Below are 13,117 nucleotides of genomic sequence, written 5' to 3' on the forward strand. Positions count from 1 at the left end.
GCCGGTTTGAACCAGAATGGGTGGCCGCTTTCAATCAGAATGGGTGGCCGGATTGGGCCGGAATACGCAGGAAAAACGCCGAGAAGGCACTCAGCGCAGCGTCGCCGATGGAATAAGACTGGTTGTTGCCGCCCTTACGGTGATCAGGCAAATCAAACAAGGCCTCGCGAATCCGCTTCACCAAGCCGGTGACCGAGAACACGTCCGGCGCAGGATCACTCTGGGCAACGGCAGGCTTGAGGACCAAAGGACTCTCCAGTAGCTTCTTAGGAGTCCCTCATAACATAATGGTCTTAAATTTAGAACTGCTGGTCGCGGGCCTTGACGTCGACGATGGTGAGCTTGTCGTCGAGGGTCTCGCGCTCGTTGTAGGGGTTGAGGATATCGACCTCGGCGACGGGTGCTTCGAGATCCTCCGCGAGCAAGGCGTTGAGGAAATGAACGAGCAGATTGCATCCGCGACGAGGATTCGGCGTCTCGTCGCGTGTGCCGAGTCGTTCGAGGCTCAATGCACCACCGGCGGGTCGTTGCGCTTCCTATCGTCAGCGCAACCTACGGGTGCGTCACGGGCCGCGGGATGATCGGGGGTAGCGCGTCTCGCCCATGCTGCGGCGGCGGGGGCGGCTTGCGCACCCGCACGGCCGGTTCGTGGACGCAACGCCCTTTTCTCGGAGCCGCTCAGCCGTCCTTTTGCTGCTGCAGGAGTGCCTTGAGGCGGGCGATCTCGGCGAGCGCGGATTCATTCTCTTGGAGGGCTGCTTCCATGGCTGCGCGTGCCTCTTCCTTAGCCATGCGCTCGGCTTCCGCGGCCGCGCGTGCGGCTTGCTCATCCGCGCGTGCGGCTTCCGTGGCTGCGCGTGCGGCCTGCTCATCCGCGCGTGCGGCTTGCTCATCCGCGCGTGCGGCTTGCTCATCCGCGCGTGCGGCTTGCTCATCCGCGCGTGCGGCTTCCGTGGCTGCGCGTGCGGCCTGCTCATCCGCACGTGCGGCTTCCGTGGCTGCGCGTGCCTCGTCCAGCGCGCGCTGGATGGAGCGTTGCACGCGCAGCGCTTCCTGTCGGGACTGATAGCGATGATAGTCGCTCTCTTTCTCGGAAAAGCGGCTTAAGATGCTCATGGCCTGCCTCATGATGGGATGCTGCATCCACTCGGGGAGATGCTCGGGATCGAGGTGTTCACCGTCCTTGAGGAATTTTAGCCAACGTTCGGCGTCTGTTTCGACCCGCGCGAGCTGGAATTTGCTCAACTCGAAGAGCCGGATGGCGCCGTGGTCGACGAGCCGGCGCCCCAGGTCGTCGCGCAGACAGTAGCGGTGAGCATACTCCGGTCGCTCGACAAAGAGGGTCTGGTCGAGGATCCAGATCGTATAGGTCGGCCGGAGCGCGTCGTAGTCCTGGCCGCTGTGCAGTTGCTGGCTGTAGAGATCGGCCCAGGCATAGAGGATGCGCGGGGCCAGGTAGTGGGGGAAGACCAGGAGCTGGATCTCCACCTGAAAGATCCGCCGGGCCGTGTCGCGGGCCTTGACGTCGACGATGGTGAGCTTGTCGTCGAGGGTCTCGCGCTCGTTGTAGGGGTTGAGGATGTCGACCTCGGCAACGGGTGCTTCGAGATCCTCCGCGAGCAAGGCGTTGAGGAGATGGATGAGCAGATCGCGCCGGTCGTCGGACCCGAACAGGGTTTTGAAGACGCAGTCGATCTTGGGGTCGATGGGGCGGTGCATGCGTAGAGCGTATGGCGGCGTCCGGGTGTCGACAATGCGTGACGAGGTTCTCGAGTCACTCGCCGGTGCAGCGGGCACTGCGGATCGGGCTTGGACGTGAGCCGGCAACGCGTTCGGACCGGTCGGTTGTGCCGAGCCGAGGGGTGCGAGGCACAACGCACCGCCGGCGGGTGTTGCGCGTCCTCTCGTCAGCCTGATCGACGGGTGCTGGCGCTACGAGCACGCCTTTCTCAATACCGAGGTGCGTCAGGCGGCTTCGAGGGGTCTGATCCTTGAAACGTCGACGGTTCTTTGTGCTCGTGCCAAATCCCACCCGCGCTGCAGGTTCATCCAGTACTCCGGGGTGGTATTGAAGAAGGTTGAAAGTCGAATCGCACTGTCGGCTGAAAGGGCCGTTTCCTGTTTTAACAGCCGTTCAATCCGCGTGCGCGGCACATCGAGGCGTTTGGCCAGCGCGCCGGCGCTCATGCCCAGTGGTTTGAGATACAGTTCGGATAAGACTTCGCCTGGATGCGCGGGGTTGGAAAGCAAGCTCATATCAACGCCTATCAGTGGTCATCGATGATCTCGACATCTTTTGGTCCTTGGTCGGTCCAAGCGAAACAGATCCGCCATTGGTCATTGATACGAACCGAATGCAGGCCGGCACGATCGCCGGACAGCGCTTCGAGATGGTTGCCGGGGGGGAAGCGAAGGTCCTCCAGCTCGACGGCCGCATCGAGTGCCGACAACATGGCGCGAGTGCGTTTGACCAAGTCGCCCGGGAAGCCCTTGCCGAAGCGACCCTGAACCGCTTGCGCAGCAAACTTGCCCTTGGTGCCTAGGATCATGAAAAGGTAAGTATCGCATCGCGATACATTTGGCAAGTCGGGGCGGGTGTGCCTAAAGGGGACAGATTTATTTTCCAGGCACGTGGCGCGACTCACCGCCGATACACGTCCCGTCGGTGACCGAGGCGGACCACGAGGAGGCGCACCGTCTCATCCTCGATACTCACGATAAGGCGATCATCGCCGACCCGGTACTTCCATAAATCCCCCAACCTCGACCCCTTGAGGGCTTCTCCGAGATGGCGCGGGTCATCGAGCGGCGCGACACGCCCATGCAGAAACGCCGGAATGCGGCGGGCGATGGGCGGATCGAGCTTGCCAAGCTCGCGTTCGGCGGCCGGATCGAACTCAATCGTCCAGGCCATAGCGCGTCATCAATTCATCCAGCGGCACGGTTTGAGTCTTGCCCGCGCGAATGTCGATCAGCCGCTGCTCGGCCAAGTACACGTCCTCGAGGTCGTCCAGATGCTCAAGGATGGCTTCGCGGGCATAGAAGGTCTTGGTGCGCCCCGTGGCCCGTGCCAAGGCTTCTAGCCGCTGCTCCACGTCGGCGGGGAGTCGGATGGCCAGCATGATCAGTCTCCTAAGTTAAAGCGCTATACAAGCATAGCATGCTGGTGTCCCGACGAACGGCAAACGGGAAAACGGGAAACATCGCCCCGAAACCGCGCTCGAGCTCGTCGTCGGAGAGCGGAATATCGGGTTCAGGTTCAGCGGGGTGTGCAGTGGCTCAAGGTCGCGAACACTCGCCCCAGCATGTTCGAGATCCGTGCCGGCATTAAGCTGGGGCATTGACTACCAGCAGCGCATGAAAATCCGCATCCAGAGTAACGATCAGTTGCCCCCGGCTTCGCGCAAACGCAATGATGTCCTCGTCGGGCGCGCGATCAAGGCCAATTTCAGCCACATGGTCAACGATCATGCCGTGCTCTCGGAGGTGTTGAACCGTGCTGCGTGGCAGACCCTGATCCAGCAGCAGTTTCATCACGCGACGTCCAACGTGAGGATCTGATCGTCGAGGCTGATGGCCGCAAATTCCAACGCTTGCCGGATGTCTTCGTCGTCGATTTCCGGATAGTCCTGTTTGAGATCGTCGCGGTCCGGATAAGCGGCCACGGCTTCAACCACGCGGCGCACGGTCAGTCTCATGCCGCGGATACAGGGCTGTCCGTTCATCAAGGCGGGGTTGATGGTGATTCGATCAAATTCGGTCAGCGATGCTGGCTTTGAACGCTAGCCTGAGCCGGGTTCTCAGGTACGTGATCTCGGCGAGAACCGTGTCCTTGTCTCGGAGGGGAACGGCCTTCGGATAGGTCTGTGGTCTGCTATGATGTTAAAACGTTTAAACGTCTTGGGAGCATCCATGAACAGTCAGTCCGTTCGCGCGACACTTTACCTGGAGCCTGCGTTACATCAGGCACTCCGGCTCAAGGCTGCGAGCGCGCGTCGCAGCATGTCGGAGATCGTCAACGACGCTATTCGTGAGGCCCTGCGCGAGGACCAGGAAGACCTGGCCGCTTTTGCCGAACGTGTCGGCGAGCCGAGCCTTAGTTACGAAGAGTTCCTCGCCCAGCTAAAAGTCGATGGCACGCTATGAGCTTTATGATCTGAGCTTCCGATCCGGGGTCGCAAAGGATCTGCGCGGGATCCCTCGAGCCGATGTTGCGCGCATCATGGCGCGCATCGAAGGCTTGCGCGAGGAGCCGCGCCCACCGGGCTGTGAGAGGCTCTCCGCCCAAGAGCGTTATCGAGTACGACAGGGACGCTATCGTATCCTTTACACGATCGATGATCCGGAGCGGGTTGTGGAGGTCGTGAAGGTGGGTCATCGGCGCGAGGTTTATCGCGAATCCGATTGAGTGGTCATCCTGTCGGTTCGCGGACCTCGCTCGGAGAAACCGGGACGGTGCGGCCTGGCAAGGCCGCGTGTTCTAGCGGGTGAGAATCCCGCCTGGTTCATCGTGTGGGAAAAGGGGCCAGACTCAAATAACGCCGGCTCCCGACGCCATCCGGTGGTGCAATCCGTGAGGTTGAGCGCGGGCAAGCCACGCATCTAAGCGACAGCGGAGGTTATGACCGCAGGCGCTCAGGCGTCGCGCGATTGGTTCAACAGTGCCTGCAGGCGTGCGACCTCGGCGAGCGCGGCTTCCTTGGCTTGAAGCGCCGCCTCCTTGGCTTGAAGAGCTTCCTCCTTGGCTTGGCGTTCCGCCTCCTTGGCTTGTCGCTCGGCTTCTTTGGCAGCCCGCTCTTTCTCCAGCTCCTGTTGGATGGAGCGCTGCTGGCGCAGGAACTCTTGACGCGCCTGGTAGGCGTGATAGGCGCGGTCTCTCTCGGAGAAGGTGGTCAAGGTGCTCATGGCTTGCCTCATCACAGGGGTTTGCATCCACTCGGGCAGTTTCTCGTCATCGAGGGTTTCGGCCTCGTTGAAGAATTTCAGCCAACGTTCTTGTTCGGTTTCGACCTGCTGGACGGCGAATTTGCTCAGCTCGAAGATCCAGATGCCGCCGAGGTCGAGGAGATGCTGTCCATGATCATCGCGCATCCGATAGCGGTGAGCATAGTCCGGCGTGTCCTCGCGCAGGGTTTGATCGAGCAGCCAGATCGCATAGGTCGGTTTGAGGATGCTGTAGTCTTGGCCGCGACGCAGTTGTCGGCGGTACAGGTCCGCCCAGCCGTAGAGCATGCGCGCGGTCAGATCTGCATAGACCGACAACTGGATCTCGACCTGAAAAACCCGGCCGGCGGCATCGCGGGCTTTCACGTCGACGATGGTGAGCTTGTCTTTGAGGGTTTCCTGCGGGTTGTAGGGATCGAGGATTTGCACCTCGACCACCGGACTGGGAAGCGTCTCGGTCAGCATCGCATTGAGAAAATCGATGAGCAGCGCGCGATTCTCCTCCGCGCCCAGCAGGGCCTTGAAGACACAGTCGACTTTCGGGTTGATCGGGTACCGCATGCGAAGAGTGTACGGTTGCCGAGCGACATGGGCAATGCCAAGAGCTCAACAACCGGCCCGATCTCGGCGCCACGACTTGAATATCCCGACAGACACGCTTAACGTCGCTCCACGGAGATCGAATTCGACCCGGACAAAGCCGCTGCCAATCCGGTCAATCACGACGGTGTGACCTTCGATGAAGCACGTCATGTGCTGCTTGATCCCTTCGCGCTGACACGCGAGGACGTGGACGCAAACGGCGAGCAGCGATTCGTGACCCTTGGCATGGGCGGGCGGGGACGTGTCCTCGTGGCGGTGTGGACACTCCGCGGGAATCGCATTCGTTTGATTTCCGCCTGGAAAGCTAACCAATCCCAACGGCGGCACTATGAGCAACAGTTCTGATCCCCTTTTCGACGACTATGCCGACCTTGATTTTACCGATGCCAAGTCTGTTTCCGAAGTACCGGCATTGGCACGTCTGCAGGCCGAGCAAGGAAGCCAGTCGCAGGTGACGATGCGGGTGGACAACCGGATCTTGGCGGCATTCAAGGCGCGCGCCGAGATGATGGGCAGCAATTATCAAACGCTGATGAACGATGCACTGCGCCAGTTCGTTGAAGGGCAGACGCTCGCGGATGTCGTGCGCGAAACGATTCGGAGCGAACTCCATCAGAACGGAGCCTGAAGCAGCGAGCGGTGGCATCGGTGTCAGGTCTGAAGACGAAACACGGTGGGGTCGGGGTCCCCACTCTTGTCGCTCGGGCGGGTCGTGCGATCGGATCGCGACCGCCGGATTACGGATGGCATCCACGATGAGGATTCGGCGTCTCGTCGCGTGTGCCGATCCGTGCGAGGCACAACGCACCGGCGGCGGGTGTTGCGCTTCCTATCGTCAGCGCAATCGACTGGTGGGTCACGGGCCGCGGGATGATAGGGGGCAACGCGTCTCGCCCGCGACATGGCGGCGGGGGCGGCTTGCGCACCCTCACGGCCGGTCCGTGGACGCAACGCCCTTTTCTCGGATGGCAGCTCAGCCGTTCTTTTGCTGCTGCAGGAGTGCCTTGAGGCGGGCGATCTCGGCGAGCGCGGCTTCCTTGTCTCGGATGGCAGCCTCCTTGATTCATGCGTAGGCTGGGGTGAGCTTGCGAACCCCTGGCACCCCTGACGCAGGCGTCAAGCTGGGGTTCGCAAGCTCACCCCAGCCTACATGTTCCGTTTGTTTTTGAGTCGCTCCTTATCAGAGTAATTTCACGAGCGCGGCGATGGCCGCGACCTGGGCGAGCATCAGCGGGACGATCCACTTGAGCAGATCGAGTTTGGTGCGGGTGATTTCGCCACGGACCTGCTCGATCTCCTTGAGCAGACGCAACTCGGTTGTTTGTAGATTGGCACGGATTTGCTCGATGTCCGCCTTGAGCTCGGCGCGTAATTGCTCGATGTCCGCCTTGAGCTCGGCGCGTAATTGCTCGATGTCCGCCTTGAGCTCGGCGCGTAATTGTTCGATGTCTTTCTTTAGTCTGAGCTCGGTCTCGCGCAGCCCGGCCCGGACTTGCTCGATTTCCTTCTGCAGCCGCAACTCAGACTCGCGCACATGTCCCTGCGTGGCGAGGTCCGGGAGATGGGGATAACGCTCTTCGAGACGTTCGAACGCCTCGGCGATGACGCGCGCGCGGGCGCGATCGTCGGGTGCGCTGGTCAGTGCGTCATAGAGGGCGACACTTGAGCTCATGGGATGATTCTGTTGATCCGCGTGCGATGACTATGCCACCCGGTGTACGCGCCGGCAAGGCGGCGGTTTGACGGATTCGACACCTGTTTGGTCGTGTGCACTCAGATGACTCCGGCGCGCCACAGGACCCGACCGATGACCTAAACGGAGCGGTCGCGGTCGGAGCCGGGGACCACCTCGTCCGGATAGCGGGCTTGGTCTTCGCAGCGTAGGACGAGCGAGCCGTCGTAGCGCAGCTCAATCCGCCGGGATCGCAAGGCTCCACCATAACGAACGACAACGACGGACCCATCGGCGATCTCGCGATCGTTTACGTCGACGATGAGCAGATCGCCATCCCGGATCAGGTGCGCCATGGTGTCGCCTTGGGCTTCGAGCAACGCGAGATTCTCGGTGCACACCTTAGCCCGTGCGATCCACGGCTCCGAACGGGTCGACGCGGCGCCCCCATCATTGATCGACAACGGCCCCGTTTCCGGATCGACGGCAATCCGTCGTTGCGGCAACCGGAGCCATCGATCGCCTGGCGCCATGTCTCGGTGACCCGCAGCAGGAGACCGATCGCCGCATGAAAGACACCGATCGTCAGTATTGACCGAGATCGGATGACAGCGCGACGACGATTGAGTGGTCATCCTGTTCGCCGGGCTCGCGCGTCACCTGGGTCAAGCCGGCACGGGGCGCGGAGCGCTTGCAGAGGTGTTTTATCTGTACGGTGAAGGTCCCTACCGGGGCAAACCATAAGTGGCGATTCTGCCGAGACATGGCGAAGCCCGGAAAGAGTCTTTATAGCCATTTTCCGGCGGCGATGATGAGCGCGGCGATGGTCGTGATGAAGCCGATCAGCCACATGAACTGATGGTCGTGACGCTTGATGAGATCCTCGATGCGTTTGTCGCTTTGTTCGAAGCGTCTATCCATCTGCTCGAAGCGCTTCTCCATCAGCTCGAAGCGCTTCTCCATCTGCTCGAATCCCTGCCGCATCAGCTCTCCCTGATGTTTGAGCGCCTCCTCGACCCGCACCATGCGCTCGCGCAGCTCGATCTCATAGACGACGGAGGGTTTGCCGAGGCTCTGCTCGGCGAGCCACTCGCCCATGTGGGCTTTGATGAATTGGATATCGTCCTGAGAGAGGGCCATGTTGACCTCCGTTGCAGCACCGCCGGGCTTGGCCTGAAGACATGATCCACCGGAGAGGTGGATTGCGCAATGACCCGTCGCTTGAGGGTCAATGGGCGGTTTTCTCATGGACAGGGATCCGCGGTACCGCGGAGAATCCCCGTGCCCGGCCGTTGGGTCGACGAGACTCCGGCGGGTTCGCTTGTGATTCGGGCCAACGTTTGCGCGTGGCGCAGAGCGCCACGGGGCATGCGTGACACCGCGCAGCGGGTGTCACGAGTCCTCTTCAGGTTTGGGGGCGGTCTCATGATCGACGCCACCCCGGGCCTTCGATTGAATTCTTAAGGTGAATGCCCGTGCAGAAAACGGAAAACCTCAATGTCAGCGGCTTCGATCCGATGCCCTCGCCGCTGGAGATCCATCGTGCCGTGCCGATCTCGGATGCGGCATCGGCGACCGTGCTCGCCGGTCGCGAGACCCTGCAGGCGATCCTGGATCGGCGCGATCCACGGATCTTTGTCGTCGTCGGGCCTTGCTCGATCCATGATCCGGTCGCCGGCCTGGATTACGCCCGGCGGCTCAAGGTGCTGGCCGATGCGGTCTCGGATCGCGTGGTGTTGGCGATGCGGGTCTATTTCCAAAAGCCGCGCACGACCACCGGATGGAAGGGTTACATCAACGATCCGAATCTGGACGACACCTTCAGCATCGCCGAGGGCATGGAGAAGGCGCGGCGATTTCTGCTCGAGGTCACCGAGCTGGGTTTGCCCACCGCGACCGAGGCGCTCGATTCCATCGTCCCGCAATATCTGTGGGACTTGATCTGTTGGACGGCCATCGGTGCGCGGACTTCGGAGTCGCAGACCCATCGCGAGATGTCCTCGGGGTTGTCGACCCCGGTCGGCTTCAAGAACGGCACGGACGGCTCGGTCGATACCGCGATCAATGCGATCCTCTCGGCGGCCCAGCCGCACAGTTTTTTGGGCATCAATGCCCAAGGTTTGACCAGTGTCGTCAGGACCCGTGGTAACCGCTACGCGCATCTGGTGCTGCGTGGCGGGGGCAATCGCCCGAATTACGACACCGTCAGCGTTGCCATGGCCGAGGAGGCACTGACCAAGGCCGGCCTACCCGCGAACATCGTCATCGATTGCTCGCATGCCAACAGCTTCAAGCGACCGGAGCTTCAGCCGCTGGTGATGCACGATTGCGTGAATCAGGTCTCCGGCGGAAAACGCTCGATCGTCGGCTTGATGGTGGAGAGCTTTATCGAGGCTGGACAGCAATCGATCCCGGCGGACCTCGGCCAGCTGCGATACGGCTGCTCGGTGACCGACGCCTGTGTTGACTGGCCGACCACCGAACGCATGATCCGCGATGCGCATGCCGCGCTGTCCGACGCCGTGCTGTCGCGGCGTATGCTCGATGTGTGATGATTCAGAGACAGGGTGAGCACGTTGATTGGCGGGTCGTGCGGCCGTCCGGATTGGGTGTTGGAGTTGTGAGGATGGGTTTCGCGACGCTCTACCCACGTTGATTGGCGGGGCGTGCCGTCCACCGGATCGAGCGTTGGAGTTGTGAGGATGGGTTTCGCTTCGCTCTACCCATCCTACGGGTTTTGGTTGTTTTTGAATCGTCGGTTGGATTGTCGCGATCATCCTTTGATGAACGACATGAACTCGGAGCGCGTGCGTGGGTCGGTCTCGAAGGTACCGCGCATGGCGCTCGAGACGGTGGAGCTGCGTTGTTTCTGCACGCCGCGCATCATCATGCAGGTGTGGCTGGCTTCCATGACGACGGCGACACCGTGCGCGCCGAGATGCTCCATGAGGGAGTCGGCGACCTGGCTGGTCAGGCGCTCCTGGACCTGCAGTCGGCGTGCGAAGACGTCGACCACACGGGCGATCTTGCTCAGCCCGACGACCTTGCCGTTGGGCAGATAGCCGACATGTGCATGGCCGAAGAAGGGCAGCATGTGGTGCTCGCACATGGAGTAGAACTCGATATCGCGTACGACCACCATCTCTTTGACGTCTTCCGCGAAGAGCGCCTTCTTGATGATCTCCTCGGCGGACATGGAATAGCCGCTGGTGAGAAAGTCCATGGCCTTGGCGACCCTCAAGGGGGTGCGGCGCAGTCCCTCGCGATCGGGGTCTTCACCGATCTCGCCGAGCATGCTCTTGACCAACGCCTCTTTGCGCTCGTCGTAGACCTCGTCGTCGGACTCGGCCTCGAAGCTCGAGGCGTAATGGCTGTGCGTGAACACCTGAGTGAGATTGGGTTTCTTTGCCATGGTGTTGCCTAAATGGTCCTGGTGAGGTGATCCGGGAGATGGCCTTGGGCGCGCTGCCGGAGATCGACTTGAACAGATGCTGGACAAGAGGGTGGGGCCGCGCCGGACAAATGGAACTAGCGGAACAGTGCTGGAGATTCCGAGACGCTCCGAGATGATTTCCGGGAAAGAACCTACCGACGCGTAGGGGCGAAATAATTCGCCCCCACATACCCCACAAATCTTCCGGGCATGCGCAGTCGGGATACCTCTTCACGGAAATCGCCTAAGTTCGTCACGTCGAACGCGACCTCGCGGGCCGTCGGTCCGGCTGAAGAGGACGACTGCAAGTCGTCTATCCTGGGGGCCGTTCGACGGGTCTGCCGACGCTCCGGTGCTGGTCGCGCGGTGGCCAGATGTCCCCGTATTGGGTATGATCTATGCGTGTTCATCGTGAATGTCCAGATGCGCGGACGAACGGCGATGCCGATTCCGCCGATCTGCCCGCCCCGCTTTTGCATCGCCTTCGCACGGCGCCGCACCTGCGTTTCGGACCCCTGTGTCGGGTTCGATCCCTAAGCGCGCTGCAACAAAACCCCGCCCCGCCCGAATCGATTTCGTGCCTTCCGAGTGCAGCGGCCGAGCCAGGGCGACGCCGGCGCACGACCCCGTGCCCTCGCGTCCGCCAGCCCGTCGCACCCTGTACTCCGGACCTTCAGGAGAAGCTCATGTGTGGACTTTGCGGTGAGATCCGCTTCGACGACAACCCGATCGACCTCGGCGCCTTGAGCGCCATGAGTGCGGCCATCATCCCGCGCGGCCCGGACGGCGACGGCCTCTGGCAGCAGGGACGGGTCGCGCTTGCGCATCGCAGGCTCTCGATCATCGACCTGAGCAACCATGCGGCGCAACCCATGGTCGACAGCGCGCTGGGGCTCTCGATCGCCTTCAACGGCTGCATCTACAACTACAAAGAGCTGCGCGCCGAGCTGGAAGGCAAAGGCTATCGGTTCTTCTCGCACGGCGACACCGAGGTGGTCCTGAAGGCGTTTCATGCCTGGGGCGATGCCTGCGTGGATCGCTTTCACGGCATGTTCGCCTTCGCCATAGCCGAGCGGGACTCGGGTCGCCTGACCCTGGTGCGCGACCGTCTCGGGATCAAGCCGCTCTATTACGCCGAGGTGCCGGGCGGGCTGCGCTTTGCCTCGACCCTGCCGGCCGTGCTCGCGGGCGGCGGTGTCTCGACCGAGATCGACCCGGTGGCCCTGCATCATTACATGCACTTCCATGCCGTGGTCCCGGCGTCGCACACCATCCTGAGCGGCGTGCGCAAGCTCGCGCCGGCCACCATTCGGACCATCGAGCCGGACGGACGCCAGCGCGATCGCTGCTATTGGGATATCAGCTTCGTGCCTCGCCCCGAGGAACGCGACCTGTCTTTCGAGGATTGGCAGGAGCTCACCCTGTCCGCGCTGCGCACCGCCGTCGCGCGCCGTCTGGTGGCGGATGTCGATGTGGGCGTGCTGCTGTCCGGTGGGTTGGATTCGAGCCTCATCGTGGCCCTGTTGGCCGAGCAAGGCCAGCGCGGCATCAACACCTTCTCGGTCGGCTTCGAGACCGTCGGCTCCGAGGTGGGCGACGAGTTTCAGTACTCGGACATCATCGCCGACACCTTCGCGACAAGGCATCACAAGATCCGGGTCGACTCGGCTTCGCGCCTTTTACCCGAGCTGCCCAACTGCGTGCGCGCCATGGCCGAGCCTATGGTGAGCCACGACGTGATCGGCTTCTATCTGCTCTCTCAAGAGGTCGCCAAGCATGTGAAGGTGGTCCAGAGCGGGCAGGGTGCGGACGAGGTCTTCGCCGGCTATCACTGGTATCCGCCGATGCTCGGCAGCACCGATCCGGTCGGCGACTATGCACAGGCCTTCTGCGATCGCACCCACGAGGACTACCGTCGCGCGGTCGATCCGCGGTTTCACGGCGAAGACGCCAGCCGCGCCTTTATCGCCGCGCATTTCGCCCGTGCCGGTGCGGATGCGCCGGTCGACAAGGCGTTGCGGATCGATCAGCAGATCATGCTGGTCGACGACCCGGTCAAACGTGTCGACAATATGACCATGGCGTGGGGCCTGGAGGCGCGCGTACCCTTCCTGGACCATCAGCTGGTCGAGCTGGCCGCGCGTATGCCTGACCGACACAAACTTTGCGATGAGGGCAAAGGCGTGCTCAAGGCGATCGGACGACGGCTCATCCCGACCTCGGTGATCGACCGGCCCAAAGGCTACTTCCCGGTGCCCGCGCTCAAGTATCTGCGCGGCGATGTCTTGGCGACCGTGCGCGATTTGCTGCATTCGCCGCGTGCCCGCGAGCGCGGTCTCTTTCAGCCGGCCTACATCGACACCCTGCTGGCGGCGCCGGACGATCACCTGACCCCGCTGCGCGGCTCCAAGCTGTGGCAGGTCGCGCTGTTGGAGATGTGGCTGCAAGAGCAAGGGGTCTGAGAC

Annotated in this window: 19 protein-coding genes and 1 pseudogene; 6 read left to right on the top strand and 14 right to left on the bottom strand. The window is 62.1% G+C overall.

Annotated features, from left to right (window positions below):
* Positions 1-34 precede the first annotated feature (34 nt).
* The 9 genes and pseudogenes from BDD21_RS16695 to BDD21_RS16735 form a co-directional block, all read right to left on the bottom strand.
* Positions 35-247, bottom strand: a complete 213-nt coding sequence (locus BDD21_RS16695; RefSeq protein ID WP_120798101.1) for a hypothetical protein — start codon at positions 245-247, stop codon at positions 35-37.
* Between the two features lie 64 nt (positions 248-311).
* A pseudogene (locus tag BDD21_RS16700) lies at positions 312-452 on the bottom strand (PD-(D/E)XK nuclease family transposase); the annotation flags it as partial.
* 226 nt (positions 453-678) lie between these two features.
* Positions 679-1,719: an Rpn family recombination-promoting nuclease/putative transposase gene (locus tag BDD21_RS16705; RefSeq protein WP_120798103.1), complete on the bottom strand. Its 1,041-nt coding sequence runs from the start codon at positions 1,717-1,719 to the stop codon at positions 679-681.
* Between the two features lie 246 nt (positions 1,720-1,965).
* Positions 1,966-2,256: a HigA family addiction module antitoxin gene (locus BDD21_RS16710; RefSeq protein ID WP_120798104.1), complete on the bottom strand. Its 291-nt coding sequence runs from the start codon at positions 2,254-2,256 to the stop codon at positions 1,966-1,968.
* Between the two features lie 11 nt (positions 2,257-2,267).
* Positions 2,268-2,549: a type II toxin-antitoxin system RelE/ParE family toxin gene (locus BDD21_RS29065; protein ID WP_120798105.1), complete on the bottom strand. Its 282-nt coding sequence runs from the start codon at positions 2,547-2,549 to the stop codon at positions 2,268-2,270.
* Positions 2,550-2,641: 92 nt separating this feature from the next.
* A complete protein-coding gene (locus BDD21_RS16720; protein ID WP_120798106.1) occupies positions 2,642-2,914 on the bottom strand; it encodes a type II toxin-antitoxin system RelE family toxin in 273 nt (90 codons plus the stop codon).
* The gene (gene relB, locus BDD21_RS16725) at positions 2,898-3,122 is read right to left on the bottom strand and encodes a type II toxin-antitoxin system RelB family antitoxin (protein WP_120798107.1); all 225 of its coding nucleotides are present in this window, start codon (positions 3,120-3,122) and stop codon (positions 2,898-2,900) included. The genes BDD21_RS16720 and relB overlap by 17 nt, the downstream gene beginning before the upstream one ends.
* A 205-nt stretch (positions 3,123-3,327) precedes the next feature.
* Entirely contained in the window at positions 3,328-3,534 is a 207-nt protein-coding gene (locus BDD21_RS27525; protein WP_147431122.1) for a DUF5615 family PIN-like protein, read from the bottom strand.
* Positions 3,534-3,764, bottom strand: coding sequence for a DUF433 domain-containing protein (locus BDD21_RS16735; RefSeq protein ID WP_120798109.1), 231 nt, complete (start codon positions 3,762-3,764; stop codon positions 3,534-3,536). Before BDD21_RS16735 ends, BDD21_RS27525 begins: the two co-directional genes overlap by 1 nt.
* 148 nt (positions 3,765-3,912) lie before the next feature.
* Between BDD21_RS16735 and BDD21_RS16740 the strand changes: the two genes are divergently transcribed.
* Positions 3,913-4,146, top strand: a complete 234-nt coding sequence (locus BDD21_RS16740; RefSeq protein ID WP_120799978.1) for a CopG family transcriptional regulator — start codon at positions 3,913-3,915, stop codon at positions 4,144-4,146.
* Positions 4,133-4,408, top strand: coding sequence for a type II toxin-antitoxin system RelE family toxin (locus BDD21_RS16745; protein WP_120798110.1), 276 nt, complete (start codon positions 4,133-4,135; stop codon positions 4,406-4,408). Before BDD21_RS16740 ends, BDD21_RS16745 begins: the two co-directional genes overlap by 14 nt.
* A 227-nt stretch (positions 4,409-4,635) precedes the next feature.
* On the opposite strand, the gene BDD21_RS16750 is transcribed toward BDD21_RS16745, so the two are convergent.
* Positions 4,636-5,505, bottom strand: coding sequence for an Rpn family recombination-promoting nuclease/putative transposase (locus BDD21_RS16750; protein WP_120798111.1), 870 nt, complete (start codon positions 5,503-5,505; stop codon positions 4,636-4,638).
* A gap of 117 nt (positions 5,506-5,622) precedes the next feature.
* Here BDD21_RS16750 and BDD21_RS16755 point away from each other — a divergent pair, with 117 nt between their 5' ends.
* Together BDD21_RS16755 and BDD21_RS16760 are read left to right on the top strand one after the other, a co-directional pair.
* Positions 5,623-5,892 (top strand): BrnT family toxin, encoded by a 270-nt coding sequence (locus BDD21_RS16755; protein WP_120798112.1) that lies wholly within the window; start codon positions 5,623-5,625, stop codon positions 5,890-5,892.
* Positions 5,876-6,175, top strand: a complete 300-nt coding sequence (locus tag BDD21_RS16760) for a BrnA antitoxin family protein (protein WP_120798113.1) — start codon at positions 5,876-5,878, stop codon at positions 6,173-6,175. Before BDD21_RS16755 ends, BDD21_RS16760 begins: the two co-directional genes overlap by 17 nt.
* Before the next feature lie 552 nt (positions 6,176-6,727).
* Here BDD21_RS16760 and BDD21_RS16765 read toward each other — a convergent pair.
* The 3 genes from BDD21_RS16765 to BDD21_RS16775 form a co-directional block, all read right to left on the bottom strand.
* On the bottom strand, positions 6,728-7,219 hold the full coding sequence (locus BDD21_RS16765) for a coiled-coil domain-containing protein (RefSeq protein WP_120798114.1): 492 nt from the start codon (positions 7,217-7,219) through the stop codon (positions 6,728-6,730).
* 140 nt (positions 7,220-7,359) lie between these two features.
* Complete coding sequence (locus tag BDD21_RS16770) at positions 7,360-7,683, bottom strand: S24 family peptidase (protein WP_170164790.1); 324 nt, start codon at positions 7,681-7,683, stop codon at positions 7,360-7,362.
* 322 nt (positions 7,684-8,005) lie between these two features.
* Positions 8,006-8,359 (bottom strand): hypothetical protein, encoded by a 354-nt coding sequence (locus tag BDD21_RS16775; protein ID WP_120798116.1) that lies wholly within the window; start codon positions 8,357-8,359, stop codon positions 8,006-8,008.
* Positions 8,360-8,688: 329 nt separating this feature from the next.
* Between BDD21_RS16775 and BDD21_RS16780 the strand changes: the two genes are divergently transcribed.
* Positions 8,689-9,771, top strand: coding sequence for a 3-deoxy-7-phosphoheptulonate synthase (locus BDD21_RS16780; RefSeq protein ID WP_120798117.1), 1,083 nt, complete (start codon positions 8,689-8,691; stop codon positions 9,769-9,771).
* Positions 9,772-9,992: 221 nt separating this feature from the next.
* On the opposite strand, the gene folE is transcribed toward BDD21_RS16780, so the two are convergent.
* Positions 9,993-10,631, bottom strand: a complete 639-nt coding sequence (gene folE / locus BDD21_RS16785) for a GTP cyclohydrolase I FolE (RefSeq protein WP_120798118.1) — start codon at positions 10,629-10,631, stop codon at positions 9,993-9,995.
* Positions 10,632-11,338: 707 nt separating this feature from the next.
* Between folE and BDD21_RS16790 the strand changes: the two genes are divergently transcribed.
* Positions 11,339-13,114: an N-acetylglutaminylglutamine amidotransferase gene (locus BDD21_RS16790; protein ID WP_120798119.1), complete on the top strand. Its 1,776-nt coding sequence runs from the start codon at positions 11,339-11,341 to the stop codon at positions 13,112-13,114.
* The last annotated feature ends 3 nt before the right edge of the window (positions 13,115-13,117 follow it).

Source organism: Thiocapsa rosea, assembly GCF_003634315.1.
Taxonomy (GTDB): Bacteria; Pseudomonadota; Gammaproteobacteria; order Chromatiales; family Chromatiaceae; genus Thiocapsa; species Thiocapsa rosea.

Bases quoted from the DNA above. Each gene is read 5' to 3' on its own strand.
- BDD21_RS29065 (WP_120798105.1), bottom strand. From the start codon at position 2,549: ATGATCCTAGGCACCAAGGGCAAGTTTGCTGCGCAAGCGGTTCAGGGT.
- BDD21_RS27525 (WP_147431122.1), bottom strand. From the start codon at position 3,534: ATGAAACTGCTGCTGGATCAGGGTCTGCCACGCAGCACGGTTCAACAC.
- BDD21_RS16720 (WP_120798106.1), bottom strand. From the start codon at position 2,914: ATGGCCTGGACGATTGAGTTCGATCCGGCCGCCGAACGCGAGCTTGGC.
- folE (WP_120798118.1), bottom strand. From the start codon at position 10,631: ATGGCAAAGAAACCCAATCTCACTCAGGTGTTCACGCACAGCCATTAC.
- BDD21_RS16745 (WP_120798110.1), top strand. From the start codon at position 4,133: ATGGCACGCTATGAGCTTTATGATCTGAGCTTCCGATCCGGGGTCGCA.
- BDD21_RS16780 (WP_120798117.1), top strand. From the start codon at position 8,689: ATGCCCGTGCAGAAAACGGAAAACCTCAATGTCAGCGGCTTCGATCCG.
- BDD21_RS16740 (WP_120799978.1), top strand. From the start codon at position 3,913: ATGAACAGTCAGTCCGTTCGCGCGACACTTTACCTGGAGCCTGCGTTA.
- BDD21_RS16710 (WP_120798104.1), bottom strand. From the start codon at position 2,256: ATGAGCTTGCTTTCCAACCCCGCGCATCCAGGCGAAGTCTTATCCGAA.
- BDD21_RS16705 (WP_120798103.1), bottom strand. From the start codon at position 1,719: ATGCACCGCCCCATCGACCCCAAGATCGACTGCGTCTTCAAAACCCTG.
- BDD21_RS16760 (WP_120798113.1), top strand. From the start codon at position 5,876: ATGAGCAACAGTTCTGATCCCCTTTTCGACGACTATGCCGACCTTGAT.
- BDD21_RS16775 (WP_120798116.1), bottom strand. From the start codon at position 8,359: ATGGCCCTCTCTCAGGACGATATCCAATTCATCAAAGCCCACATGGGC.
- BDD21_RS16790 (WP_120798119.1), top strand. From the start codon at position 11,339: ATGTGTGGACTTTGCGGTGAGATCCGCTTCGACGACAACCCGATCGAC.
- relB (WP_120798107.1), bottom strand. From the start codon at position 3,122: ATGCTGGCCATCCGACTCCCCGCCGACGTGGAGCAGCGGCTAGAAGCC.
- BDD21_RS16765 (WP_120798114.1), bottom strand. From the start codon at position 7,219: ATGAGCTCAAGTGTCGCCCTCTATGACGCACTGACCAGCGCACCCGAC.
- BDD21_RS16750 (WP_120798111.1), bottom strand. From the start codon at position 5,505: ATGCGGTACCCGATCAACCCGAAAGTCGACTGTGTCTTCAAGGCCCTG.